Below are 25,920 nucleotides of genomic sequence, written 5' to 3'. Positions count from 1 at the left end.
TCACATGCAAAATCGTAACAATCTTATGCTAAACTTTCAATTATGTCAATGAATACTCTTTATTTTATCTTTTGCCGTTGATAATCTAGAGCTATCTCTTCTATTAATTGGTCCAAATCGACAATCGGTCTTGCCCCTGCTTGTATTAAGTGATTGCATCCATAAGATTGCGGGTCATCGATGGGTCCAGGTAAAGCATAAATTTGACTATTATATTCCAAGGCATAATTAGCAGTAATTAATGAGCCCGATTTCTTGGCTGCTTGAATGACAATCACTACGGGGCATAGTCCAGCCACCAAACGATTTCTTGCAATAAATTGATACTTTCGAATAGCTTGATGGGGTAGGTACTCACTTAATAACAAATGACTGCTTGCTATTTGTTCTTGGAGCTGATGATGTTCTTTGGGATAATAATGCTCAAAGCCATTGGCAACAATAGCGATGGTTCTCCCTTCTTTTTCACTCATACAAGCCTTATGCGAAATAAAATCCGCTCCTTTAGCCAAACCTGAAACAATCACAAAGCTCGCTTTAGTTAGTGCCTTGCTAATTTTTTGTGCGCTTTTTTTTCCATAAGCCGATAGTTTTCTAGATCCAACAATCGCAACTAAAGGTCGATTTAAAAGGTTAAGATCTCCTCTATAAAAAAACAAAATAGGTGGTTGGGGAAGCTGAAGCCAGCGATAGGGATAGGATTTTTCACCAAAGAGAATCGCTTGCTTTTCTAAATTAGTTAGAATCTCTTGACAACTTTCCCAATCCTTGAAGAGTGCCTCTTCCTTAAATGACCACATGTTATTAATAAGTAAATAATGAACACTTGCTTGACGAGAGAGATTTTGTCTAACTTTAAAATAATGCCACAAATGACGGTATTTAACGCCTTTCATCTGTAAATAGATTAACTCTCTTTTTATCATGGCCTACACTCCTTAAGCTTTTACCCTTAAGATACAAAGTAATTAGGCCATAAGTGCTCTGCGATCCTCATTAAAAGCTTTAAGACATACAAAAGAGCAAATATTTTTCAATACTTGCTCTTTAAAATTTTGGCCAACTTACGAACCATAGAATTTATTAATTTTTTGAACAGGACTAAAGGATTGTCTATGAATAGCCGTGTAGCCGTATTGTTCTAACGCAACCAGATGTTTCTTAGTTGGATAGCCCATGTGCTGGTCAAAACCATATTCTGGATACCATCTTGCATAATCCACCATCAGCTGGTCACGATGGACCTTGGCAATAATAGAAGCAGCAGCTATGGAAAGTGAGCGTTGATCACCTTTCACCACTGCTTTTTGTTGAATCTGTAAATCTAATTTCATGGCGTCTACGACAACAAAATCCACTGCTTTGTTGAGCTTTAGAACAGCTTCTTTCATGGCCATACGACTGGCCTCATAAATATTAATGCGATCAATCGCTTGAGGAGATACGCTTGTGATGGCATAAGCTTTAGCTTGTTGTTTTATCATTTCAGCTAAGTCTGAACGCTTTTGATGCGTTAAGGTTTTCGAATCATTGACGTCCACCCAATCACTGGTATCTTGAGGTAAAATAACTGCCGCTGCTACTACTGGACCAGCTATCGGACCTCTCCCCACTTCATCAACTCCTGCAAGCACAAAAGACTGGTTAGCATCCAATAATTGGCGATCAAAGTCTAGGCGTTTTTGATAAGCTTGATAACGTTGGTTATAAGCAATTAACACTCGTTTATGACGTCTTACTAGCTCTTGAACTCCTTTTCTAGGATCTTCTTTTAATTGATTGAGGTAAACATCTTCAAGGTCTTCAATTGTTTTTAGCTGCGCTTTGATTTCTTTAATGGTTTGTTTCAATGTTAACCCTCTCAATCGGACGATCGAGTGTAATCGAACCCAATTTATGTTGACGAAAATCAAATATTAATCGCTCAGCTGCTTGGGTATAGTCTTGATCCAGTTTTAATGTCTGTGTCAAACTAGTTAAAATTTCAGCCGCAGCCATCTCTTGATGATAGTCTTCTAAATGATAAAATTCTTTTAATAAACCAGGGTAAAATTGTTCTAAATGACCGATCAACACTAAAGATAGCTCCTGCATTTCGACTAATTGGTCTTTAATGGCTCCGGTTAAGGCTAAGTGATAACCCGTCAAGGGATCTTCAAACTTAGGCCATAAGATACCAGGCGTATCTAGTAATTCAAACTCTTTCCCAATTTTTAGCCACCGCTGCGCTTTAGTAACCCCTGGTTTATTGCCAGTTTGTGCTTGATTTTTTCCGACAAAGCGGTTAATGAGCGTTGACTTGCCGACATTGGGGATGCCTAAAATCATCAGACGAATCGCTCTAGGTTTTACCCCTTTAGCTTTTTGTTTGGCAAAAAAATCTACCATTAAGTCTTTGCAGGCCTTCTTAAGTTCATTCAAACCCAATTGATGCTGAGCATCAATTGCTAAAGCAATTTGACCTTGTTCTTGATAGTGTTGAATCCAATGTTTAGTTAAATTGGGGTCAGCTAAATCTGCTTTATTTAAAGCCAGAATTGAAGGTTTCTGATTAATAATTTCTGTAATCACAGGATTACGGCTGGATTCAGGTATGCGAGCATCTGCCAATTCAATTACTAAATCCACTAAATTAAGTTTTTCCTTTGCTTCCCTTTTAGCCTTTGCCATATGGCCTGGAAACCACTGAATCTGATTCAATTTATCCCTCCTTTTTAATAGACTCTTTATTCTATAGCTTGCAGTTTACCTACTTTTCCTATTCGATCAAGAGGATAATAAATAAAGTTAGCTTCTCCTTCAATTTCATCAATATCGACATAACCAAATTGGCGACTGTCTCCTGAACCAGGTCGGTTATCACCCATCACAAAAACTTTACCTTCTGGAATAAGCGAATCACCTGTTATTTCCCACAGAGTGAAGTCTTCAGTATAATTTGTCTCCATATTAGATTTGGCCGGCTCCAAATAAGGTTCTTCAATCAACTGATCATTGATGAATAACTGATCTTCTCTTACTACAATCGAATCTCCTGGAAGGCCAATTAAACGCTTCACATAGGTTCTGCCAGAACCCATAGGATCAGGAAAGACAATAATGTCAAAACGGTCTAAATCAAATTGTTTCCACATTATCAAATGGTCTGCTTGATAAAGAGTGGGATTCATTGATTTACCTTCAACTTGAAAGGGCTGTGCAAGATAGTTACGTACAGCTAAAAAGAGAAACAAAGCAGCAAGAATCACAAAAATGATATTTACGAACTCTATTAGAATTGTTTTAAAAAATTTCCCCATCTTATTCTCCTAATAAGACCTCGATAGCTGCTTGATATTGTGGGTCTTCTGCTTCTAAATAAGCTCGCGTTTCTTCAACCAATTTGTCACTGGTTGCTGAGTCAATAACACCGTTTACTTCTAGCTTAAAGTCCTTTTGAAAGTTCCTTACAGCTTCTTCCATTTCAGGACTAAAATAAGCCGTTTTTTCCTCTTGATAACCCAATGCTTGTAACATTAAACTAGCTGATTGAACGTATTCGGAAGCATCGCCTATTTTTAAATCTTCTTCTTGATTTAACACAATCGTATTAGCGACTTCTGGTGCTTCTACCACTTGATCAGGTTCGATTCCTTTCTCATGAATCCACCCCCCACTAGGTGTAAGCCATTTTGCTACGGTTAATTTTAATTCCCCATATGAGGATTCTGAAATCATTCTTTGAACCGTCCCTTTTCCGAAAGAAGTCACCCCGATCACAGGGGCATCCGTATTTTCTTTAATGGCAGCAGCTAATATTTCACTAGCTGAAGCCGAGCCTTCATCGATTAATAATACATAAGGCTCTGTAATTTGAAAATCACCATAGCGCTCGTCAGAAGCCACATACTCAAACGGCTCACTCAGACGATCATCTGTTTGCATAATGACTTGATCATCATCTAAGAACATATTACTAACTTGTAAAGCTGTTTCCAACATTCCTCCAGGATTATAGCGGAAATCAAAAATAAAGCGATCGACACCTTTTGACCGTAAGTCTTTAACGGCCGATACCATTTCCTCATAAGTTGATGAAGCAAATTGGCTCACTTTAACGACTCCCACTTGGTCATATTTATCATCTTGTTCATAGTCGACCGTAGTAAGAGGAATTTCTTCTCGAATCATAGTTACTTCAAAGGTTGATTGACCTCTCTTGATCTTTAAAGTAATCTCAGACCCCAAGGGTCCACGAATCTTTTGCACGATTTCACTGGTGTCTAATCCCTGAAGATCCACATCATCGGCTTTTAGAATAATATCATTGGCTTTGATACCTGCTTTTGCAGCGGGAGTTCCGTCAATCGGAGCTATAACCGTAGGCAAACTATCTTTTAACATAAATTGAACCCCTATACCGGTGAAGGATCCTTCCAGAGAATCATCAAAAGGCGTTATTTCAGTAGGGTTTAAAAATTCAGAATAGGGATCATCCACCGCATCCACCATGCCTTTTAGAGCTCCTTCTAAAAGCTTTTCTTTATCTAATTCCTCAATATAATTGATTTGTAAAGAATTATAAACTTCTTGGATAATCGCTAAATCTTCTTTGGTTAATTGATCTTCTTTTTCAACTGAAGGACTGCCAAATAGCTTTCCCATAGCTGAAATCGGTAGCGCTTTATAATTCATAACCAAAGCAAAAAGCGAAAAGATTAAAAAAAGGCAAAGCCATTTATCTTGAGTCCACTGAAGAAGGTTGTTTTTTTGCTTCTTGATAAATTTGCATTTAAAAATCATTTCATCTCCCTTCTTTCTATTGTTTAATCCAATTTTAAAGCTGTTTCTAAAGCTATTTCCATCATGTCTGTAAAGGTTTGTTCACGCTCTTGAGCGGTTGTCTCTTCACCAGTTAATAGATGGTCAGAAATCGTACAAATAGCTAAAGCTCTGCGCTGATATTTTGCTGCCACGGCATAAAGTCCGGCTGCTTCCATTTCAACTGCTAGAACACCATATTGAGCTAATTTTTCTTTATCTAACTCATCATTATAAAAACGATCGCTAGAAAGTACATTCCCTACATGAACCCGGTCTCCTACTTTTGTTTGTGCCAAATGATAAGCGTGATCAAGACTTTGAAAATCAGCAAGTGCAGCATAGGAAACTTGTCCTTTAAAAATATTACTTAAAGCTGAAGAATCGGTTGTAGCTCCTTGGGCTAAGACTATGTCTCTAACTTTAACATTTTCTTGCATACCACCGGCAGATCCTACCCGAATAATTGTTTGCACATCATAGTCACGGTAAAGTTCCTCTGCATAGATCATAGCTGATGGCATCCCCATTCCAGATCCTTGAACCGATACTTTTATACCGTGGTAATCTCCTGTGTAGCCAAACATATTGCGCACTTCGTTATATTGAATAACATTTTCTAAAAATTGGTCAGCAATATATTTTGCTCTTAAGGGATCACCGGGAAACAGAACTATCGGGGCTATTTGCCCATAGTGGGCTTGAATATGTGTACTCATTAAATCTCTCCTTTAAATTGCATATTGATATTGGTGCCAGGCATCATCAAAAATACTTAATAGTCTTGAATAGTGACTATTTTTTTCTAAATAATCAGATATTTCTTGAAAATCATGACTTTGCTTGGGAAAAGCAATGTCGTTACTGACTGCATTAGCTAAGCGACTCATGGGATCATTGGCCGCTTCATCAGCATATCGCATTATAAATTCATAAAAACTAGGTCCCATCCTAGACCTCCTATTCTTTAAAGATCATTCTTTGATAAAGTTAAATACTCTGGGTTTCGTGGAATTATTTTTATTATAGCATTTGTAATCCTAATAAATAAATCAATTATTCCATAAACCGACTTTTCTTTCATCTAAACCCTAACTTAAGTATAATTGAATTAGTATAAAAGAAGGAGCCGATTAAATGTTTAATTCATCTTCGTCCAATCCGACAATGACACCATCTAGAAGTAGTCATTCATTCAAACAAGTCGAAACTTGGAATGCTATCACTCATGGAATCGCTGCTGCTTTATCTTTGCTTGGGACTTATATACTCATTAAAAAAGGATTAGCTCAAAGATCCAGCATCGATATGATTGCCTATATCGTTTATGGCTTTTCTTTGGTGGCCCTTTTTACTAATTCAACCCTCTACCATTCTTTTTCCCACAGTAAATATCGACGTGTTTTACAAAAACTGGACCATTCAGCGATCTATTTATTAATTGCCGGAACTTATACTCCCTATCTCATGATAGCTCTTAATAATCACTTGGCTTATCTCTTTCTTGCTCTCATCTGGATGTTGGCAATAGCAGGGATTGTATTTGAAGTCTTTGCTATCGACTGTTTTCCAAAGTTATCGACCTATCTTTATTTAGCATTAGGATGGCTGTGCCTATTAATTATTTATCCCCTCTTTAAATCAATAGACCTTTGGGGAATAATTTATCTGGCTCTAGGTGGGATCGCCTATTCTCTTGGTACGATATTTTATTCTATGAAATCTAATCGCTGGATGCACGTTGTTTGGCACCTCTTTGTTATTTTAGGAGCAGGTTTAATGTTTTACTCAATTTTTCAATACCTATAAACTTCAATCAATAAAATCCATCTCTCATTCTAAAAAGAATAGGAGATGGATTTATTCTTATGTTCTCTCTACGGTTGCTGAAACAGCTTCAAATATAGCCGATCGAAATCCATTCGCTTCTAAACTTCTAACACCGGCAATGGTCGTACCCTTAGGACTGGTCACAGCGTCTTTTAATTGAGCAGGATGTTGATGACTTTCCAGGACCATCTGACCGGCACCAGCCACTGTTTTAGCCGCCATATCGATGGCTTGCTGACGGTTCAAGCCATAATAAACGCCGGCATCACTGATAGCTTCAATCAACTGGTAGATAAAGGCAGGACCTGATCCTGGAATAGCAGAAGCAACATCAAATAAGCTTTCTTCGATCAACTGAAGATGTCCCAAGGGTTGTAATAAGTTCTTAAATTCATTAATTACTTGGTCATTGAAATTTTCTTTCTGGTAACAATAAGAAACATAACCTTGTCCGATGGCAACAGGGGTATTAGGCATTATGCGGATAAGATGATGCCCTTGAGGAAGTAGCTTTTGAATACTACTTAATGACCTACCCACTACCATCGATATCCATAATTTAGAATCAAGTAATTCAATAGAATTAAGGGAGTCCAACAAGATATTTAAGTCTTTCGGTTTGACTCCGATAAAAAAGATTTGAGCAGAAGCTAAAAGTTTTTCAAGACTATTTACTGCTTCAACACTCTCACCACAGTCCTTAGCCAAGCTTTGACTTTTATAATTGTCTTTATCATATAAGTAAAAGGCTAAATTGGAAAAGTTAGTCGAAAGAGACTTTATAATCGCTGATCCCATATTGCCACAACCAATGCAGCCAATTGCTTTAAAAGTGGTAAAATCAGTCATTTATTTTCTCACCCACCACTCAAAACGATGAGGGTATTCATTATCTGCATCTGCAGGAACTTCAACCAGCTTATCCAAACGGAACTTTTCTTGATCAATATCTGCCATATAGGTATCTGCAGGAAACTCTCCTTCGATGACGGTACGCACAATCTTATCGACGTGGTCCATCAAAGTTTTGAAAACACCTGCTCCTCCAATAACCATTAATTCTTGATCTTTTGCTAGCTCTAAGACATCTTCTACACTATGTACCAAGTTCAGCTGTGCAATATCTTGACCATAATCTTCTTGACTGGTTAATACAACCGTCTTGCGACCTGGTAAAACTCTACGGTCCATTGATTCGAAAGTCGTTCTCCCCATCAACATAGTATGTCCCATGGTAACTTCTTTAAAAAAATTGAGGTCGTTAGGTAAATGCCATGGTAAGTCCTTTTGATAACCAATTGCGCCTTTTAAATCTTGGGCATAAACATATGTAATCATCATTTCTCCTCCTATTTACTAAACTGAGATAGCTGCTTTAATTGTTGGATGTGGATGGTAGTTTTCAATCTGAATCTGATTCAAATTCAATTGATCGATGGATTGAAAATCTGAAATGTTAAGCTGGGGAAGCGAACGTGGAGAACGCTCTAAAAGTGTCCGTGCTGCCTTTAAATGGGTTAAATACAAATGGGCATCCCCTAAAACATGAACAAATTCACCCGGCTGTAAATGAGTTTCTTTGGCGATTAAATGGGTTAATAAAGCATAAGAAGCAATATTAAAAGGAACGCCTAAGAACACATCTGCTGAGCGTTGATAAAGCTGACAGGATAAACGGCCTTTACTAACATAGAATTGAAAGAAGCAATGACAGGGTGGTAAGACCGCTTTATCAATAGCTGCAGGGTTCCATGCCGTTACGATATGCCTTCTAGAATCTGGATTATCTTTAAGAGATTCAATGACCTGCTGAATTTGATCAATGGTTTCACCATTCGCCTCCCAAGATCGCCATTGTTTGCCATAGATAGGACCTAAGTCACCATGCTTAGCCGCAAACTGATTGCTAGCTATAATATTAGCTTGAAAACTAGACATCTCCATCTGGTAGTTTTCTGCAAATTCTTTATCTTCTAGGATACGTCGACCAAAATCAGTCATGTCCACTCCTTTGTAGTCAGCTGATTGCGTATAGTTTTCAAAGGCCCATTCATCCCAAATATGATTGTTATGGATTAATAAATATTTAATATTGGTATCCCCCTTTAAAAACCACATTAATTCCGATTTAACTAGACCAAAAGGCACCCGTTTAGTAGTCAAAAGAGGAAAGTCTTTACTGAGATCAAATCGCATTTGATAACCGAAAGTTGATAGCGTACCAGTTCCTGTGCGATCGGACTTTTTGTCACCATGGTCTAGAATATGACTGATCAGTTCTTGATATTGTTTCATCCGTCTACCTCCTATTGGTCCAAATCACTTAAATAGTCATAGCGTTCATAAAGTTCTAGTAAGTTAGCTTCTAGAAACTCAATTTCAGTATGAAGATCCATTAGCTTACCAGCATCTTCTGAATGTTCTTCCATCAGTTTTTGCTTTTGCTCTATTTGGCTTTCTAACTCGACTATCCGTTCTTCAAGACCTTGCCATTCTTGTTTTTCATGATAGGTCATTCGCTTTTTTTTATTTAATTGAGACTTTTGAGCGTTTTCTTTGTTGGCTTGCTTACTTGGTTTTGCTTCATTCTCAATATGATTATCCTTAGTTTCTAAGTATTCTGAAAAGCTTCCCCAGTATAAGTCAAACTTCCCTTCTCCTTTTAAGACCAGTAATTGATCGACTGTCTTATCTAAAAAATAACGATCATGAGAAACAATAATCACTACGCCTTCAAAAGATTCTATATAGTCTTCTAAAGTATTTAAAGTCTCAATATCTAAGTCATTGGTTGGCTCATCCAATAAAAGAACATTGGGTTCTTGGATTAAGAGGGTTAATAAGTAAAGTCTTCTTTTTTCTCCACCAGAAAGTGACTGTATCAGTGAACCATGACTCTCTTTGGGAAAATTGAAACGCTCTAACATTTGCGCAGCCGAAACTCTTGAACCGTCTGGACGTTTGAACTGATCCGCTACTTGGGTTAAATAGCTTAAGATACGCATAGCTTGTGGCAAATCTTCATCTAATTGACGATAATAAGCGATATTGACTGTTTGTCCTAACCGACATATACCCTTTTTAAGTGGATGCAAGCCTGCCAAGCAATTTAAGAAAGTTGATTTCCCCACTCCGTTAGGACCCACAACTCCCAAACGATCGCCCTTAACAAATGTCTTAGTTAGACCGTTAATGATAATCTTATCAGCAATTTCGACTGTAAGGTCTTCTAATTCAATAATTTGATTACCCATCCGCTGTTGTGAAAAATTAAAATCAATAGCATCTTGAGATTGGTCTCTTAGGCCGATCGAATCCTTCAATTGGTTAAAACGATCAATCCTAGCTTGTTGTTTGGTTGATCTGGCCTGAGCGCCTTGACGCATCCAGGCGAGTTCTTGTAAGTAGAGCCGATCTTGTTTTTGGGCTTGTTTGGCTTGCATTTCGATCAATTCAGCCTTTTTAGTTAAATAAGTCTGATAATTGCCTTCAAACTCAGTAATGCGTCCATATTGTAATTCAATAATTTTATTGACCGAGCGTTCTAAGAAGTAGCGATCATGAGTGACTAGTAATAAAGCACCTTTGTAAGAAGCTAAATATTTTTCCAACCATTGGATTGACTCTACGTCTAAATGATTGGTCGGCTCATCTAAAATTAAAAGATCCGGTTCAGCAATTAAGACTTGAGCGATCCCAATCCGTTTTTGCTGGCCCCCTGAACATTCTCCAACCCTTTTATTTAGATTATAGATTTTTAATTGGGTCAGAATAGACTTAGCCGATATCTCAACTTCCCAAGCAGATTTCAAGGTCATTTCATCTGATAATTTGGTGAATTGATCTTGTAAGAAATGATTGGTTGGGTCAGCCTCTAACTCCATGCGACATTTTTCATAAGTTAATAACAATTGAATATCCGCTGCTTTTGAATCATAAACCGTTTCTAGGATGGTTTTATCTGGATCTAAACGAGGGTTTTGCTCCAGATAGGCAATTTCGTATTGATTAGGGGCTTTAATTTGACCATTATCATAACTATCGATTCCTGCAATTACTCTTAAAAAAGAAGATTTTCCAGTTCCATTCGGTCCAATAAGCCCCACTCGATCACCTGTTCGGATTGAAAAATCGACTTGGTCGATCAATTGCTTCACACCATATGATTTTGATAGATTTTGTATACTTAGTTCTTTCATAGTCTCTACCCCTTTTTTACAATCAACTTATTATAGCATACAAGCAACTTATCTTGAAAAATATCAAAATCATTCAGCATTAGATAGACTAGTCTTTTTAGTAGGATAAGATATAATAATATTATCAAAATTTTAGGAGGTTATTATGAAAAATAGAGCTTGGAAATTACTTTTTACTTATATCCTTTTCTATCTTATCACCCCCGCTATTGCTCTTGCCTTAGGTGTGGCAGAAGAGTCGATACCATGGGTTTTACTAGTCAGTATGCTAATTATTTGCTTTGTTGCTTGGTACTTGTATGGAAAATATACAATGGATCAATGGCAGCGATTACTCCAGCAAACTAGTTGGAAGAGTCTTTTAGGTAAAACTATCCTTTGCTTCTTAATTATTGGCATTGTACGTATTATCCTACTTAGTCTAATTGAGCCTTATATAGACTTGGAGGGTATGGGGGCTAATCAACAAGCCATCCAGGATTTAATTGGGAACGTTCCTAGTTATTTCACTTTCTTTATGTTAGTTATTTTTGCTCCTTTTGTGGAAGAACTAATCTTTCGTCAAGCCATCATCGGTCCCTCAGTCCACAAAGGCAAATCGTTCAAATGGTCAATGACAATCTTATCGATTTTACTATTTACAGGAGCGCACATGGCTACTTTAGCAGATGCTGTCATCTATCTTCCGTTGACTTTAGGTCTCACTTATTTTTATTGGAAGTATCAAGCCAATGTAGCGGCATCCATGAGTTTTCATTTTATCAATAATTTGATTGCTTGGATTACGCTTACTTTTTTCACCTAGTTATAGTTTTAGCTAAGGTGCCCACTTGATAGGCTGATAGCCTTTTTCAATTAAAAAGGAATTGGTTTTCGAAAAAGGCTTGGATCCAAAAAAACCACGATAGGCTGCTAGGGGGCTCGGGTGACTGGACTTGATCACTCGATGCTTGGAACGATCTATCAACTTTTCAAGTGATTGTGCTTTTTTACCCCAGAGAATAAATATAAGAGAGTTTGGATGATGATTAAGGCATTGAATGATTTGGTTGGTGACGAATTCCCATCCGATTCCTTGGTGAGAGTTCGCTTCACCTGCTCTGACGGTTAACACGCGATTTAATAACAGCACTCCTTGTCTCGCCCAGTCTGACAGGTCTGTTTCTTTTCGGATAGGGACTTTGAGATCATCTGATAATTCTTTAAAAATATTTTTCAAAGAAGGAGGCACTGACTGGCCCTCATTCACTGAAAAAGCCAAGCCGTTGGCTTGTTTAGGACCATGGTAAGGATCTTGTCCAATAATAACTACCTTAGTATCAAAATATGGACACAGCTCTAAAGCTTTAAAAACTTCTACTGCTGGTGGATATATGACAGCCTCTTCCTGGTTTAAATAATTGTTTAATTGATTCAGGACAAGCGATTGTTCTACCTTGTCTAAACAAGCTGTCCAATCGGCTGCGTTTTCTTTTAAATCAGCTAATTGATACATAAAAACACCTCTTTCTTTTATTATCATTGTAATTTAAAAGTATACAAGTAAAAAGCAGTTGATTTATCTTTTATAGACTAATGGTATAATTATAATAAGTATTTTATTAGGAGGTTCAAAATGAAGAGTAAGACAGAATTAAGAAAAGAAATTTTTGCAAAAAGAGCCCAGCTTTCAAGTGAATATCGTCGCTTTGCCGAAGAAAAAATTTATCAACAGCTTTTCCAACTGGATGAATATAAAAAAGCAAAAAAGATGATGGTTTATTATTCTACTGATGAAGAAATGAACACTCATCCCATCATTCAAAGAGCATGGAAAGACGGAAAAACAGTGGGTATTCCTCGAGTTTTCCCTGGTCGTGTCATGGAAGCCTTAGTATATAAAGAAAATTCTCCTCTAGAAAGATCCGCTTTTGGAATCTTAGAGCCAGAAAAAATCAGTCAAAGACTTGAACCAGAAGACATCGACCTTATCATTATGCCATGCGTAACTTGCAATAACCGTGGCGAGCGCCTTGGTTATGGCGGAGGCTACTATGATCGTTACTTACTTAGAGCTAAAAATGCCTATTTAGTTCTACCTTATTATGCCCAATTACAATACGATGACATTCCTACAGAAGACCATGACAAACAAGTTGATATGGTGATGACTGAAGAAGGCACTTACCTTATCGATTAAAATGAAATAGATTGCATATTTTAAGATTTAAAGCTATCATAAGCATAGTAAACGTAAAGGAGTAATGGAATGAATTCACAACAATTTGAACAAATTAAAAACGGCAAAGGTTTTATCGCTGCGCTTGATCAATCTGGTGGATCCACACCAAAAGCTTTAAAGGCATACGGAGTAAACGAGGACCAATATTCAAATGAAGATGAAATGTTTGATAAAGTTCATGAAATGCGTAGACGTATCATGACTGCCCCTTCTTTTAGCAACGAAAAAATCTTAGGCGCTATTTTATTTGAACAAACAATCGATCGTGAAGTTGAAGGCAAAAAAACAGCTGACTATCTTTGGGAAGAGAAAAAAGTAGTTCCTTTCCTTAAAGTGGACTTAGGACTCATGGAAGAAGCAGATGGTGTTCAACTAATGAAACCTATTACCCTTCTTGATGAATTGTTAGAAAGAGCTAATGAGCGTCATATTTTTGGAACAAAAATGCGTTCTACTATTAATTCATATTCTGAAGTCGGAATCAAAGCAGTTGTTGATCAACAATTTGAAATTGCTAAACAAATTATTGCTGCAGGACTCGTTCCAATTATCGAACCTGAAGTAAATATTCATGCAGAAGATAAAGAAAAGATCGAAGCAAAATTAGCTGAAGAGATTCTGGCTCACTTAAACAAATTGGAAGAAAATGAATTAGTGATGCTCAAAATTACTATCCCTACTAAGCCTTCTACCTATGAAGAAATTGCCAACCATCCAAATATGGTAAGAGTCGTTGCTTTATCAGGTGGATATCCTACCGAGGAAGCTAATGCCCGCTTGAAGAAAACACCTAACTGCATCGCTTCATTCTCCCGTGCTCTTTCACAAGATTTAAGAGCCAGTCAAAGTGATGAAGAGTTCAATCAAACTATTAAAGAAGCCATCGATGGTATTTACGATGCTTCAGTTAACAAAGCTTAAATATTAGGTTTATACATAAAAAGCTAACCTCAAATGAGGTCAGCTTTTTATTTGGCTATTATTTATTCTGCTTCCATGAACTGTTCTTCATTTAATGCTACTTGAACTCGCTCTTGATTACCCATGGCTAATTTCACCTTAGCTTCAGATAAGCCTTGGATAAAAGCTTTATAGTATCTAGCTTGAACGACTAACATGTCATCAACACTCTTGGACCATATCCTTATTTTATAAATCAAACGTCCTTGTGAGTCACGAAAGACTCCTAAAAATTCTGGAGCACGTAAAATCAACTGATCATCTTGTGGCACTTTTAAATAAATTTCTTGAAGCCGAGCTTCAAGCTGATCTATATTTTGTTCAGGATAAATGAACAAATCAATATCCACACGGATACTATTGAGTGAGAGATTGGACATTTGAGTAATACTGCCGTTGGGAATGAAATGATGAATTCCATTGTAATCACGGACGACCGTATTTCTTAAACCAATGGAATAAACGGTTCCACTGTAGCCATTAATATCTACCGCATCCCCAACATCAAATTGGTGTTCCAAGAGAATGAAGAAACCATTAACAACATCTGAGACTAAATCTTTAGCACCCAAACCAATGGCTAAACTGACAATTCCAGCCCCAGCTACTAAAGTACCAACTGGAACACCCATGATACTTAAGACCGTGTAGGCTAAAAAGAAATAAAAAAGATATTGAACCAAGTTAGTCAATAAACGACTAATTGTATGATTGCGTGCTTTTTTAGCAAAGCGAATACGTGAAGACCTTTTACCCAGAAAGTAACTCTCAATCATTTTAATTAAAACTTTTTTTAAAGTGTAAAGTAGAATGACTGAGAAAATGATTTTAAATAAGCTAATCAAAATATCTTGTGATAGCTGAATAATATCAATTTCCGTTCGGAATTGTGTGACGATATCTGAAATAAAGTCCATAGCCAACCTCCTAATTTATATCCTTAAAATGAAAGTCGATTGAAAACCGATATTTTCATTCTAAAGGAATGCTATGGCTTAAGCAAGTTGACCCCTATGTCTTTACGGTAATAAATTTGATCGAGTGCTTGTTTTGATAGATACTCATAAATTTTGTCTTGTGCTAATTGCTTTGTGTCAGCTAAACAAGTAACCATGGCAATTCTTCCCCCGCTAGAAACAAGTGGCCGGTAAGAAGAAATCCCTGCATAGTAGATTTTCATAGTCTCATCCATAGAAGAATTTAATGAAAACTCAATCCCACGTGTAGGATTTTGTGGGTAACCTTCAGCAGCTAAGATAACTCCCATGCATGCTTTTTCTTCCCTCCACTCCACTTGGGTCTCACGACCATGCAGCAAGTCATTGATCAATTCTGCAAAATCTGTTTTCAATAAAGGCAAGACGACCTGGGTTTCTGGATCACCGAAACGTGCGTTAAACTCAATCACTTTTGGTCCTTCAGCTGTGTTCATTAGCCCTGTGTATAAAACACCATTAAAAGGAGTCCCCTCTTTATCCATAGCCACTAAAGTAGGCTCTACAATCGTTCGAAGGGTTTCTTGATATAGTTCTTCTGAGATATCTTCAACGGGGGCAAATGCTCCCATACCGCCTGTATTAGGCCCCAGATTACCATCTAATAAACGTTTATGATCTCTAGCTGGCAAAGAGTGGCAAACTTTACCTTTATAAACCATTGAAAAGATTGAAAACTCTGGTCCAAGCAAACATTCTTCAATTACGATTCTTTGCTTTGCTGGATCTTTTTCAAAAGCTAATTTAATCGCATTCTCTGCCTCTTCTTTACTTAAAGCAACGGTAACTCCTTTACCTGCAGCTGGCCCATCGACTTTAACTACAATCGGAGTCGACTGGTTATTCAAATAAGCGAGTGCAGCCTCTTGCTCAGTAAAACTAGCATACTGGGCAGTTGGAATCTTATATTTTTGCATTAATTTTTTGGCAAACAATTTAGAACCTTCGATTTGAGCAGCAGCTTTACTTGGCCCAAAAGCAATTTGACCTGCTTGGGTAAAATGGTCAACAATTCCTTCAAATAAAGGACCTTCCGGACCTACAAAAGTCCAATCAATTTGTTCTTGTTTGGCAAAATTGATTAAGTCTTCAAAAGCATTCTCAGCGATGTCTACACAATTTATGCCATCTACTTTCATACCTGGATTGCCAGGAGCACAAAAAACCGATTCGACTAGGGGACTTTTTAACAAATGATAGGCAATCGCATGTTCGCGCCCTCCACTACCAATAACTAATAATTTCATGATTACCTCTTTCTCTTAATGACGGAAATGACGGACTTTGGTCGCTAACATAGCAATACCGTATTCATCGGCTTTGGCAATTACTTCCTTATCACCAATGGAACCACCTGGTTGCACAATTGCCTGAACACCATATTGATGGGCTAACTCAATTGTATCTGTCATTGGTATAAAGGCATCTGAAGCTAATACCATCTTAGAAAAGTCGGCACCTAATTCTTTAGCATGATCCAAAGCAATTTTAGCAGCTCCTACACGGTTAGTCTGACCTGCACCTACACCATAAGTCTGCTGACCATCAGCCACAACAATGGCATTTGATTTAACATGCTTAACCACTCTCCAGGCAAATGATAAAGCCGCTCTTTTTTCATTAGAAGTTGAAACTGTCCCCATTTGCTGCCATTGTTCAGAATCTTCTACTAAACTATCAGCTTCTTGAACTAAAAGTCCTCCACTTATCGAAGTTATTTCTTCAGCATCCATTGAAAGGTCATCCATGTCTAATTGAAGTACACGCACATTCACTTTTTGCTTGAGGATTTCTAAAGCTCCCTCTTCAAAAGAAGGCGCAATAATAACATCAAGAAACATGGAATGAAGCGTTTCAGCTAATTTAATTGTTAAGGTTCGATTCACAACCACAATGCCTCCAAAAATAGAAATTGGATCTGCTTGACGGCATCGATTAAAAGCTATCTCTATTGTTTCAGCAACCGCTATACCACAAGGATTCATGTGTTTAACTGCCACTGCACATGCTTGATCTGGAAATTCGCGGATCATTTTGATAGCGGCATCTGCATCGCGTAGATTATTATAAGATAAAGGCTTACCATTTAAAACTTTGGCATGAGTAATAGCATAAGAAGATGTGATTGGTTTTTGGTAGACAGCTGCTTTTTGATGAGCATTCTCACCATATCTTAAATCATACATCCGATCATAAGTTAAGGTAAGTGATTCAACTGGTGCAATTTGACCTTCTTCTTCCACTTCAGCAATTTGATTAGCCAAATAACTGGCAATCAAAGCATCATAAGCTGCCGTGTGAGCAAACACTTTTTGAGCCAATTGTTGACGAGTAACAGCCTTAGTCTGACCTTGACTTTCTAATTCTTCAATGACAACAGCATAGTCTCTTGGATCTACAACAACGGTGACAGATTGATAATTTTTAGCTGCAGAACGGATCATACTCGGTCCTCCAATATCAATCTGTTCAATTGCTTCTGCTAAAGTCACTTCTGCTTTTTTAATTGTTTGCTTAAATGGATAAAGATTAACAATAACAAAATCGATGTACTCAATTTCGTGATTCTTAACCGCTAGTTGATGGTCTTTATTATCTCTTAAAGCCAGTAAAGCTCCGTGAATTTTTGGATGCAAGGTCTTCACTCTGCCATCCATCATTTCAGGAAAATTAGTCACTTCCTCAACAGCCGTTGTCTTAAGTCCAGCTTCATCAAGAAAACGTTTGGTCCCTCCTGTTGAGATAATCTCAACTCCTTGAGCAATTAAGGCTTTCGCCATTGGTAGCAGACCTGTTTTATCCGAAACACTTATTAATGCACGTGACAATTTACTCCACTCCTTTAAGAAATTCTTTTACAACTTGAGGATATAATTGATGTTCTACTTGATGGATTTTTTCCTCAAGATCCACTAATTTTTCGCCTTCTTCAATCAAAACTTTCTTCTGACCTAAAATTCTGCCTGTATCGATTCCTTGGTCCACTAAATGAACAGTCACTCCTGTTTCTTTAACCCCAGCTCGGTAGGCATCAGCGATGCCGTGCCGACCAGGAAAAGCAGGAAGCAGTGAAGGATGAATATTGAGTATTCGATCAGGATAAGCTTCTAATAAAGGTGGACCAATGACACGCATGTAACCTGCTAATAGAATGTAATCAATCTGATAATCCTGCATCTGTATTAATAGAAAATTTTCATAGTCTTCTCGAGTATTAAAGTCTTTTGGACTGGCCACTAAAGTAGTTATGCCCAATTTGTTTGCTCTTTCCAATGCATAAGCTTGATGATAGTCTGAAAATAATAAGACAAATTCAATGTCAGGTCGATCCTGGCATGATTCCACTAAAGCCTGAAAATTAGAACCTGACCCTGATGCAAATACTGCAACTTTCATCCTTCCCCTCCTTACTAGTTGAAAATAACTTCTTTATCTCTTTTCTCAACCACTTGACCAATTTCATAGGCGTTTTCTCCAAGTTGGTCTAATCTTTGTTTTACTTCCACTACTTTTTCAACATCTACTGCTAGGACCATACCAATCCCCATGTTAAAAATTTCATACATTTCTAAGGATTCAATTTTTCCTAAAGCTTGCATTTGATTAAAGATTGGTAACACTGGCCAAGAGCCTAAATTAATCTCACAAGCTAAATCCTCTTGCATCATCCGTGGTAAGTTTTCGACAAACCCTCCACCTGTAATATGGGCTATTCCGTTAATTAAACCGGCCTTAACCAATGGCATGACCGTTTTGACATAGATTTTTGTTGGAACTAATAAAGCTTCAGCTAAGCTTTGGTCAGCGCCTTCTAAAACTGGCTCCGATAATTGATAATCATGTTGATTGAAGAAGATGTCACGGACTAAAGAGAAACCATTGGAATGAATGCCTGATGAAGCTAAACCAATTAGAACATCTCCTGCCTTGACCTGATTACCCGTAAGCAATTCTTTTTTCTCGGCTATTCCGACAGTAAATCCTGCCACATCAAAATCTTTCTCATCATACATACCAGGCATTTCAGCTGTTTCTCCACCCACTAAAGCGGCTCCTGCTTGAACACAACCTTCAGCAACCCCTGCTACTATTTGCTCGACTACTTGCGGATCATTTTTACCCACCGCAATGTAGTCAAGGAAAAATAAAGGTTCTGCACCCTGAGCCACCACATCGTTGACGCACATGGCTACACAATCGATACCAATTGTATCGTATTTTCCTGCTTGAATAGCGACCATTAATTTGGTACCGACCCCGTCTGTTCCACTTACTAAAACCGGTTCTTGATATGAAAATTTTGAAAGATCAAACGCTCCACCAAAGCCACCTAAATGAGTTAACACTTCAGGACGTATGGTTCTTTCGACATGCTTTTTCATTCTTTTAACCGCTTCATATCCAGCGTGCACGTCTACTCCTGCACGACTATAAGCATTTTCCTTCGTCAACTTATTTCCTCCTAATCATTAATCTTCAACAATGCGTTCTAATTCTGCAAGATATTCTTTTTCAAAATCATGTAGAGCTGTCGGATAATCTCCATTAAAGTATGCCATACATAATCCTTTATAAGGAGCATCTGATTGAAGGTCAATAGCCGAAACTAAACCCTCTTCACTGAGATAGGCTAATGAATCAGCATCGATAATCTTTTCAATTTCTTTTAGTGTATGGTTGGCCGCAATTAAATCGCGCGTATTCGAAATATCAATACCGTAAAAACAAGGATGTTTAAGTGCGGGTGACGCAATGCGTACATGAACTTCCTTAGCACCTGCGGCTTTTAATAAGCCAACAATTCTTTTAGACGTTGTCCCTCGAACGATGGAATCATCTACCATCACAATACGTTTTCCTTCGACAACTTTGCGGACTGCTGAAAGCTTCATCCTTACACCCCGCTCTCTTAGTTCTTGGGTTGGTTGGATAAAAGTTCGTGCAATATACTGGTTCTTAATAAGACCCATTTCATAAGGAATACCAGCTTCCTCTGCATAACCTGAGGCAGCCGAAAGTGATGAATTGGGAACACCAATTACAATATCAGCTTCGACCGGCTGTTCTTGGGCTAGTTTTTTTCCTGAATTCTTGCGAGCTGTATGTACGTTGATACCATGTATGTTCGAATCCGGTCGAGCAAAATAGATAAACTCCATCGAGCAAATAGCTTGTTGACGGCTTTCTGTATAATATTCTTTTTGGATACCTTCATTATTAATGGAAACCACTTGACCTGGTTCCACATCAAATAGATAAGAAGCACCAATTTGGTCTAAAGCGCACGACTCAGAAGCCATTACATACCCACCATTAGGCATTCTTCCTACAATCAACGGTCTAAACCCATTGGGATCACACACTCCAATTAATTCTTCTTCAGTAAGGAACAGATAAGTAAAGCCTCCTACCACTTGCTTTAAAGATTCTTTTAACTTTTCAATGAAGCTTTCTTTTTGAGAGCGACGAATCAAATGCATAATTACTTCACTATCAGAAGTGGTATTAAAAATAGAGCCTTTTTTCTCAAGTTCCACTTTTAAAGTGTGAGCATTGACTAAGTTTCCGTTATGAGCCATGGCAACCGGTCCATCATTGAAATGAAAGACAAGGGGTTGGATATTATTAATATCATTAAGACCGGCAGTTGCATAACGTACATGACCTAAGGCAGCATCTCCAGGTAATTCTTCTAATTTTTGACGGCGATTAAAAACTTGATTCACTAAACCAAAGTCACGATGAGCTAGCATTTCATCGCCATTAAGGACAGCAATTCCCGCCCCTTCTTGACCACGATGTTGAAGGGCATGTAGACCATAGTAAGCATCAAATGCGGCATCTTTTTGATTCCATAAACCTATTAGACCACATTCTTCATAGGGTAAATCGAATATATCATCGGTGATTTCAGTAGAGACGACTTCTTGGCCTCGGATTACTTCCCTCTTAAAAGACATGGTATAGCTTCCTCCCATAGTTGTTGCAAGTCTGAGCGTTTGGCATCAATAAATTGGTCTTTGGCTTGAATTCGAATTCGATCTTTATCGGTTACTTGACCGATTAAAGTGAATTGGTCTTTAAATTCAGCTTCAAACGCTGCTTTTTGATCAGCTCTTACAGAAACAATAAAGCGTGAACCGTTCTCTGCGAATAAATGACTAGCTGGTAGGTCCACTTTTACTTCTAGACCTAAGTCCGTATTAAATGCTGATTCCGCTAAAGCAACAGCTAATCCACCTTCAGAAAGGTCATGCGCAGAAGCAAGATATCCTTTTTGGATAGCCGCGGCAACAGTCTCCTGGTTGGCCTTTTCAGCTGCTAAATCATAGTCAAATAAAGGACCTTCGATCTTACCTAGCATCATTTTTTGTAATTCAGATCCATTAAAGGCATCTGTCGTATGACCAATCATGTAAATAGCATCTCCAGCTGCTTTAAAGAATTGAGTAGTTACTTTTTCGATATCTTTTATTAGTCCAACCATACCAATCATTGGAGAAGGATAGATTGCTTGACCATTTGTCTCATTATAAAGTGATACGTTACCAGAAATAACTGGTGTATCTAATTGACGGCAGGCTGCTGCAATACCATCAGCTGATTTATCTAATTCATAAAAGACTTCTGGCTTTTCTGGGCTTCCAAAGTTTAAACAGTCAGTAATTGCTAAAGGTTTTCCACCTGAAGCTACGATATTTCTAGCTGCTTCTGCTACAGCCATTTGGCTACCAATTTCCGGATTGAGATAGATGTAACGTGAATTATAATCAGCAGTCATAGCAATCGCTTTTTTAGTGCCACGAATTCTAACCACTGCTGCGTCTGAGCCTGGCCAGACTAAAGTAGAGGTTCGAACTTGCGAGTCGAAAGTATCGTAAGCTACTTTTTTAGAAGCGACTGTTGGCTGTTGTAAGATATCTTTTAATGTTTGGGTCGCATTATCAATTTGTGGTTGGAATTGTCCCTTATCTGCCCATTCACGAATACGCTCTGGTACTTGACCTTGATTGTTATACACCGGTCCATCTCCTAGCGAATTAACTGGTAAGTTGGCTACTTCTTTACCTTGATGCATCAAGCGGTATTGACCATCCCCAGTAACTTCACCAATCACTACAGCGTCTAGATCATATTCTTTAAAGACATTGATAATTTCTTCTTCCATACCACGCTTGACACATAAAAGCATCCGTTCTTGCGATTCAGAAAGCATCATTTCATAAGGAATCATGCCCGTTTCTCTTTGAGGAACTAGGTCAAGGTTTAAAGTTACACCTGTGCCAGCTTTTTCAGCCATTTCTGAAGACGAAGAAACTAAACCAGCCGCACCCATATCTTGAATACCCACTAAAGCTTCTTTATGGTTGTAGATAACTTCTAAACAGGCTTCCATCAGGAGTTTTTCCATAAATGGATCTCCTACTTGAATAGCTGAGCGTTCAGATTCCACTTCATCGTCAAATTCTACTGAAGCAAAAGTTGCTCCATGAATACCATCGCGCCCTGTCTTTGCTCCTACGTAAACAATAGAGTTTCCAATTCCTTGGGCTTGACCTACTTGCATATCTGCATGGTCAATTAGACCTACAGACATCGCATTTACTAAAGGGTTTCCTTTATAACAATCATCAAAAGCAATTTCACCGCCTACTGTTGGAATCCCGATTGAATTTCCATATCCAGCAATTCCGGCGACTACTTCTTCGAATAAATAGCGCATACGGTCATTATCTAACTCCCCAAATCGTAAGGAGTTCAATGATGCGATGGGACGAGCTCCCATAGAGAAGATATCTCTTAAGATACCGCCGACACCAGTTGCTGCTCCTTCATAAGGTTCAATAGCAGACGGGTGATTATGACTCTCAGCCTTAAAAACAACAGCTTGTTGGTCACCAATATCGACAATACCTGCCCCTTCACCGGGTCCTTGAAGAACTTGTGGACCATCTATTGGAAACTTCTTAAGTACTTGCTTAGAGTTTTTATAAGAACAGTGTTCAGACCACATCACGGCATAAAGGCCTGTTTCAGTAAAATTTGGTTGACGTCCTAAAATATCTTCTTTGATATGTAAGTATTCTTCATCCTTTAATCCCCAATCACGGTAAATTTTACTTGTTTCTACTTCTTGAGGAGAAAGTTCCTTTAATTTAGCCATGTTGCACCGCCTTTGTTTGATAGTGATTAATCATTGATTGAAAGACTCCAATACCATCTGTACCATTAATTATTTCTTCAACTGCCCGTTCTGGGTGTGGCATCATGGCCATCACATTGCCTTCTTTATTAGAAATCCCAGCAATATTTGCAATCGAGCCATTCGGGTTTTCTCCTGCATAACGGAAAAGAATTTGGTTGTTTTCTTCTAATAATTTAAGTTCATCTTCTGAAACGACATAATTCCCCTCACCATGAGCGATTGGAACGGTAATAATCTGTCCTTCTTCATAGGCATTTGTAAAGGCAGAACCTGCATTTACAACCTCTAGAGGCTGTTTTTTTGACACAAATTTTAAAGAAGTGTTACGAATCAAAGCACCTGGCAGAAGTCCTGCTTCTGTTAATATTTGAAACCCATTACAGATACCAATGACTAATTTGCCTTCATTAGCAAACGCTTTAACAGCTTGCATCACGTTAGAATGAGAAGCAATCGCACCACAGCGTAAATAATCACCAAATGAGAACCCGCCAGGTACTAGGACTGCATCAAAACCTTCTAAGGAATCAGCCTTATGACTAACATATTCTACTTCTTGCCCCATGACATCTTTGATAGCATGAAAGGCATCTAAATCACAGTTAGAGCCTGGGAATTGAATGACTGCAAACTTCATCCTATTCCACCTCCGTAATTGTGTAACGATAAGATTCCATTACCGGATTAGCTAAAATTTTATCACAGATTTCCTCAACTAAAGTCTCAATTTTTTCTTGTCCTTTTTCAATTTTTAATTCAAAGTATTTTCCTTGACGAATTTCTTTAACCTGGTTAACTCCCATACGATGAACAGAACCTTTAATTGCTTCACCTTGAGGGTCTAAAATTGATTCCTTATAAGTTACGAATACCTCTACTTTATACATAAGAACAACTCCTTAAATTTTAGATTTTTATGATTTATAAGACCAATTGTCAATCTTTTTTAATGTTTTTAAAATACTCTCAGGATTTTGAGCAAGCTGAGTGATGTGTCCCATCTTACGATCTTGACGCGCTTCCCCCTTACTATATAGATGGAGGTGCCAATCGGGATGATTTGGCCATTGGTCAATCACCATCTCTTGATCTTGTCCTAAAATATTTGTCATTACAACAGGAGATAATAGTTTATTTTGTGGAAGTGTCATACCGCAAATTGAGCGAATATGTAAATCAAATTGTGAATACTGACATGCTTCAATGGTATAGTGACCTGAATTATGTGGTCGAGGTGCCAATTCATTCACTAGAATTTTATTGTCGGCTAGAAACATTTCAATACAAATAATTCCAATTAAGTTCAGTTTATGGGCAATCGTTTTTGCCAGCTTAAAGGCTTGATTGGCCACTGCTTCACAAACACGAGCGGGTACAATCGACTGATGAAGAATATGATTATAGTGAATATTTTCAGACAAAGGAAAAATACGCGTTTGACCTTGTTTATTCCTTACGACCATATGGGATAACTCCATATCGAAAGGAACAAAAGCTTCTAATATACAAGGAGCTGAGTCAATAAGCTGTTTGGCTTCTTCTATATCGTCTTCGCTCTTTAACATGATTTGTCCTTTACCATCATAACCAAAGCGTCTTGTCTTCAAGACGGCTGGGTAATCTAATTGCTCAAGACCTTGCTTAAGTTCTTCATAACTACTAACTGGATAATAATCTGCAACGGGTACACCACTAGTTCTTAAAAACTCTTTTTCTGTTAAACGATCTTGAGTAAGTCTTAAAATTGAAGAACCTTGAGGAAGATATGCTCCCTCTTCTACAATTCTATTAAGCGACTCCAAAGAAATATTCTCAAATTCAAAAGTTAATACATCGACTTGATGGGCGAATTCAGCTAGACTTTTTTGATCATCGAAAGCTGCTTGACAATGAAAGTCAGCAACTTGAGAGGCTGAACAATTTTGTCCTGGATCAAAAATTCCTACGCGATATCCCATCCGCTTTGCAGATTGGGACAACATTTTGCCCAGTTGTCCGCCGCCGATAATGCCGATAGTAGAACCAGGTTTAATGTAATTATTCAAGTTCTTGCCCACTTTCTATGGACATTTGACGCATCTGTCGGTGATATTGCTCTAATTTCTGCACTAAAGAAGTATCTTGTAGACTTAAAATTCGGATAGCTAATAGGCCCGCATTTTTTGCCCCTGCCTTACCAATAGCTGTTGTTGCTACCGGAACACCACCTGGCATTTGAACAATGGATAGTAATGAGTCCAATCCATTTAAAGTAGAGCTCTTAATAGGCACACCGATAACCGGCAAGGTAGTTTGACTTGCAACCATTCCCGGTAGATGAGCAGCTCCCCCTGCACCTGCTATAATAACTTGTAGACCTCGCTTGTGAGCATCTTTAGCATAAGCAAACATTTCATCAGGCATACGATGTGCTGACACAACTTTCTTTTCAAATTCGATTCCAAATTCAGTTAGCATTTCTGTGGCTATTTTCATTGTAGGCCAGTCTGATTTTGACCCCATAATGACTCCAACCGATACCATTTCATCGCCTCCTCAAAAGCATAGTAGCACATTAAAAGTGCTTAATAAACCTCGATTCAAACAAACAAAGGCTTAATTATCTTAATGTTCGTGTTTGAATCAGAATTAAAAACTATGCTTAAGTATTTTAATGATGTGAACCTCAAAAGTTGGAGTTTGTATTTAAACGGTTAATTGAATGGTATA

The 25,920-nt window shown here is 38.0% G+C and carries 27 protein-coding genes; 4 read left to right on the top strand and 23 right to left on the bottom strand.

The genetic code is table 11. The annotated features are described in order from the left end of the window. Nucleotides 1-59: 59 nt before the first annotated feature. The 7 genes from dprA to ACQV2Q_RS02110 form a co-directional block, all read right to left on the bottom strand. A complete protein-coding gene (gene dprA, locus ACQV2Q_RS02140) occupies nt 60-926 on the bottom strand; it encodes a DNA-processing protein DprA (protein WP_428876254.1) in 867 nt (288 codons plus the stop codon). Between the two features lie 138 nt (nt 927-1,064). Beyond that, nucleotides 1,065-1,850 (bottom strand): ribonuclease HII, encoded by a 786-nt coding sequence (locus ACQV2Q_RS02135; protein WP_428873417.1) that lies wholly within the window; start codon nt 1,848-1,850, stop codon nt 1,065-1,067. After that, nucleotides 1,834-2,700 (bottom strand): ribosome biogenesis GTPase YlqF, encoded by an 867-nt coding sequence (gene ylqF, locus ACQV2Q_RS02130; RefSeq protein WP_428873418.1) that lies wholly within the window; start codon nt 2,698-2,700, stop codon nt 1,834-1,836. The genes ACQV2Q_RS02135 and ylqF overlap by 17 nt, the downstream gene beginning before the upstream one ends. Before the next feature lie 26 nt (nt 2,701-2,726). After that, nucleotides 2,727-3,299, bottom strand: a complete 573-nt coding sequence (gene lepB, locus ACQV2Q_RS02125; protein ID WP_428881771.1) for a signal peptidase I — start codon at nt 3,297-3,299, stop codon at nt 2,727-2,729. A gap of 1 nt (nt 3,300) precedes the next feature. Next, nucleotides 3,301-4,674, bottom strand: a complete 1,374-nt coding sequence (locus ACQV2Q_RS02120) for a S41 family peptidase (protein ID WP_428881770.1) — start codon at nt 4,672-4,674, stop codon at nt 3,301-3,303. Nucleotides 4,675-4,805: 131 nt separating this feature from the next. Next, nucleotides 4,806-5,519 carry a purine-nucleoside phosphorylase gene (gene deoD / locus ACQV2Q_RS02115; protein WP_428873422.1) on the bottom strand — a complete coding sequence of 238 codons (714 nt, stop codon included), beginning with the start codon at nt 5,517-5,519 and terminating at the stop codon, nt 4,806-4,808. Between the two features lie 12 nt (nt 5,520-5,531). Beyond that, the gene (locus ACQV2Q_RS02110; protein WP_428873423.1) at nt 5,532-5,750 is read right to left on the bottom strand and encodes a YozE family protein; all 219 of its coding nucleotides are present in this window, start codon (nt 5,748-5,750) and stop codon (nt 5,532-5,534) included. Between the two features lie 187 nt (nt 5,751-5,937). Here ACQV2Q_RS02110 and trhA point away from each other — a divergent pair, with 187 nt between their 5' ends. Then, nucleotides 5,938-6,609, top strand: a complete 672-nt coding sequence (gene trhA / locus ACQV2Q_RS02105; protein WP_428875208.1) for a PAQR family membrane homeostasis protein TrhA — start codon at nt 5,938-5,940, stop codon at nt 6,607-6,609. 57 nt (nt 6,610-6,666) lie between these two features. Here the strand turns inward: trhA and proC are convergent, their stop codons facing one another. From proC to ACQV2Q_RS02085, 4 genes are read right to left on the bottom strand one after another with little or no spacing between them, the layout of a single operon-like run. After that, a complete protein-coding gene (proC, locus tag ACQV2Q_RS02100) occupies nt 6,667-7,479 on the bottom strand; it encodes a pyrroline-5-carboxylate reductase (protein ID WP_428881769.1) in 813 nt (270 codons plus the stop codon). Next, entirely contained in the window at nt 7,480-7,971 is a 492-nt protein-coding gene (locus ACQV2Q_RS02095; RefSeq protein ID WP_428873427.1) for a dihydrofolate reductase, read from the bottom strand. It lies immediately after the preceding gene. Nucleotides 7,972-7,986: 15 nt separating this feature from the next. Beyond that, nucleotides 7,987-8,925, bottom strand: a complete 939-nt coding sequence (locus ACQV2Q_RS02090; RefSeq protein ID WP_428875212.1) for a thymidylate synthase — start codon at nt 8,923-8,925, stop codon at nt 7,987-7,989. An 11-nt stretch (nt 8,926-8,936) separates the two neighbouring features. Then, nucleotides 8,937-10,829, bottom strand: a complete 1,893-nt coding sequence (locus ACQV2Q_RS02085) for an ABC-F family ATP-binding cassette domain-containing protein (protein WP_428875213.1) — start codon at nt 10,827-10,829, stop codon at nt 8,937-8,939. Between the two features lie 145 nt (nt 10,830-10,974). On the opposite strand from ACQV2Q_RS02085, the gene ACQV2Q_RS02080 reads away from it, so the two are divergent. Then, entirely contained in the window at nt 10,975-11,634 is a 660-nt protein-coding gene (locus ACQV2Q_RS02080) for a lysostaphin resistance A-like protein (RefSeq protein ID WP_428873432.1), read from the top strand. Nucleotides 11,635-11,646: 12 nt separating this feature from the next. On the opposite strand, the gene ACQV2Q_RS02075 is transcribed toward ACQV2Q_RS02080, so the two are convergent. Continuing rightward, nucleotides 11,647-12,324 (bottom strand): uracil-DNA glycosylase, encoded by a 678-nt coding sequence (locus ACQV2Q_RS02075; protein WP_428881768.1) that lies wholly within the window; start codon nt 12,322-12,324, stop codon nt 11,647-11,649. A gap of 120 nt (nt 12,325-12,444) precedes the next feature. Here ACQV2Q_RS02075 and ACQV2Q_RS02070 point away from each other — a divergent pair, with 120 nt between their 5' ends. Next, nucleotides 12,445-13,008: a 5-formyltetrahydrofolate cyclo-ligase gene (locus tag ACQV2Q_RS02070; protein ID WP_428881767.1), complete on the top strand. Its 564-nt coding sequence runs from the start codon at nt 12,445-12,447 to the stop codon at nt 13,006-13,008. 69 nt (nt 13,009-13,077) lie between these two features. Further along, nucleotides 13,078-13,971 (top strand): fructose bisphosphate aldolase, encoded by an 894-nt coding sequence (locus tag ACQV2Q_RS02065; RefSeq protein ID WP_428873435.1) that lies wholly within the window; start codon nt 13,078-13,080, stop codon nt 13,969-13,971. 62 nt (nt 13,972-14,033) lie between these two features. On the opposite strand, the gene ACQV2Q_RS02060 is transcribed toward ACQV2Q_RS02065, so the two are convergent. The 11 genes from ACQV2Q_RS02060 to purE form a co-directional block, all read right to left on the bottom strand. Next, nucleotides 14,034-14,927 (bottom strand): mechanosensitive ion channel family protein, encoded by an 894-nt coding sequence (locus ACQV2Q_RS02060; protein WP_428873436.1) that lies wholly within the window; start codon nt 14,925-14,927, stop codon nt 14,034-14,036. 71 nt (nt 14,928-14,998) lie between these two features. Next, the gene (gene purD / locus ACQV2Q_RS02055; protein WP_428873437.1) at nt 14,999-16,252 is read right to left on the bottom strand and encodes a phosphoribosylamine--glycine ligase; all 1,254 of its coding nucleotides are present in this window, start codon (nt 16,250-16,252) and stop codon (nt 14,999-15,001) included. Nucleotides 16,253-16,267: 15 nt separating this feature from the next. Next, the gene (gene purH / locus ACQV2Q_RS02050) at nt 16,268-17,833 is read right to left on the bottom strand and encodes a bifunctional phosphoribosylaminoimidazolecarboxamide formyltransferase/IMP cyclohydrolase (RefSeq protein WP_428881765.1); all 1,566 of its coding nucleotides are present in this window, start codon (nt 17,831-17,833) and stop codon (nt 16,268-16,270) included. Nucleotide 17,834: 1 nt separating this feature from the next. Then, nucleotides 17,835-18,401: a phosphoribosylglycinamide formyltransferase gene (gene purN / locus ACQV2Q_RS02045; protein WP_428873440.1), complete on the bottom strand. Its 567-nt coding sequence runs from the start codon at nt 18,399-18,401 to the stop codon at nt 17,835-17,837. Between the two features lie 14 nt (nt 18,402-18,415). Then, a complete protein-coding gene (gene purM, locus ACQV2Q_RS02040; protein ID WP_428873441.1) occupies nt 18,416-19,456 on the bottom strand; it encodes a phosphoribosylformylglycinamidine cyclo-ligase in 1,041 nt (346 codons plus the stop codon). Nucleotides 19,457-19,474: 18 nt separating this feature from the next. Then, entirely contained in the window at nt 19,475-20,965 is a 1,491-nt protein-coding gene (purF, locus tag ACQV2Q_RS02035; RefSeq protein ID WP_428873442.1) for an amidophosphoribosyltransferase, read from the bottom strand. Then, nucleotides 20,944-23,169 carry a phosphoribosylformylglycinamidine synthase subunit PurL gene (gene purL, locus ACQV2Q_RS02030; protein WP_428873443.1) on the bottom strand — a complete coding sequence of 742 codons (2,226 nt, stop codon included), beginning with the start codon at nt 23,167-23,169 and terminating at the stop codon, nt 20,944-20,946. Before purL ends, purF begins: the two co-directional genes overlap by 22 nt. Continuing rightward, nucleotides 23,162-23,848 carry a phosphoribosylformylglycinamidine synthase subunit PurQ gene (purQ, locus tag ACQV2Q_RS02025; protein ID WP_428873445.1) on the bottom strand — a complete coding sequence of 229 codons (687 nt, stop codon included), beginning with the start codon at nt 23,846-23,848 and terminating at the stop codon, nt 23,162-23,164. The genes purL and purQ overlap by 8 nt, the downstream gene beginning before the upstream one ends. 1 nt (nt 23,849) lies before the next feature. Then, complete coding sequence (gene purS, locus ACQV2Q_RS02020; RefSeq protein WP_428873447.1) at nt 23,850-24,098, bottom strand: phosphoribosylformylglycinamidine synthase subunit PurS; 249 nt, start codon at nt 24,096-24,098, stop codon at nt 23,850-23,852. 27 nt (nt 24,099-24,125) lie between these two features. Further along, nucleotides 24,126-25,256: a 5-(carboxyamino)imidazole ribonucleotide synthase gene (gene purK / locus ACQV2Q_RS02015; RefSeq protein ID WP_428881764.1), complete on the bottom strand. Its 1,131-nt coding sequence runs from the start codon at nt 25,254-25,256 to the stop codon at nt 24,126-24,128. After that, nucleotides 25,249-25,734, bottom strand: coding sequence for a 5-(carboxyamino)imidazole ribonucleotide mutase (gene purE / locus ACQV2Q_RS02010; RefSeq protein ID WP_428881762.1), 486 nt, complete (start codon nt 25,732-25,734; stop codon nt 25,249-25,251). Before purE ends, purK begins: the two co-directional genes overlap by 8 nt. Nucleotides 25,735-25,920: the final 186 nt, after the last annotated feature.

Origin of the sequence: Facklamia sp. P12950, assembly GCF_050409465.1 — a bacterium.
Classification (GTDB): domain Bacteria; phylum Bacillota; class Bacilli; order Lactobacillales; family Aerococcaceae; genus Facklamia.
The sequence above is the reverse complement of the archived record's forward strand: the minus strand, read 5'-3'. Positions and strand labels throughout refer to the sequence as shown.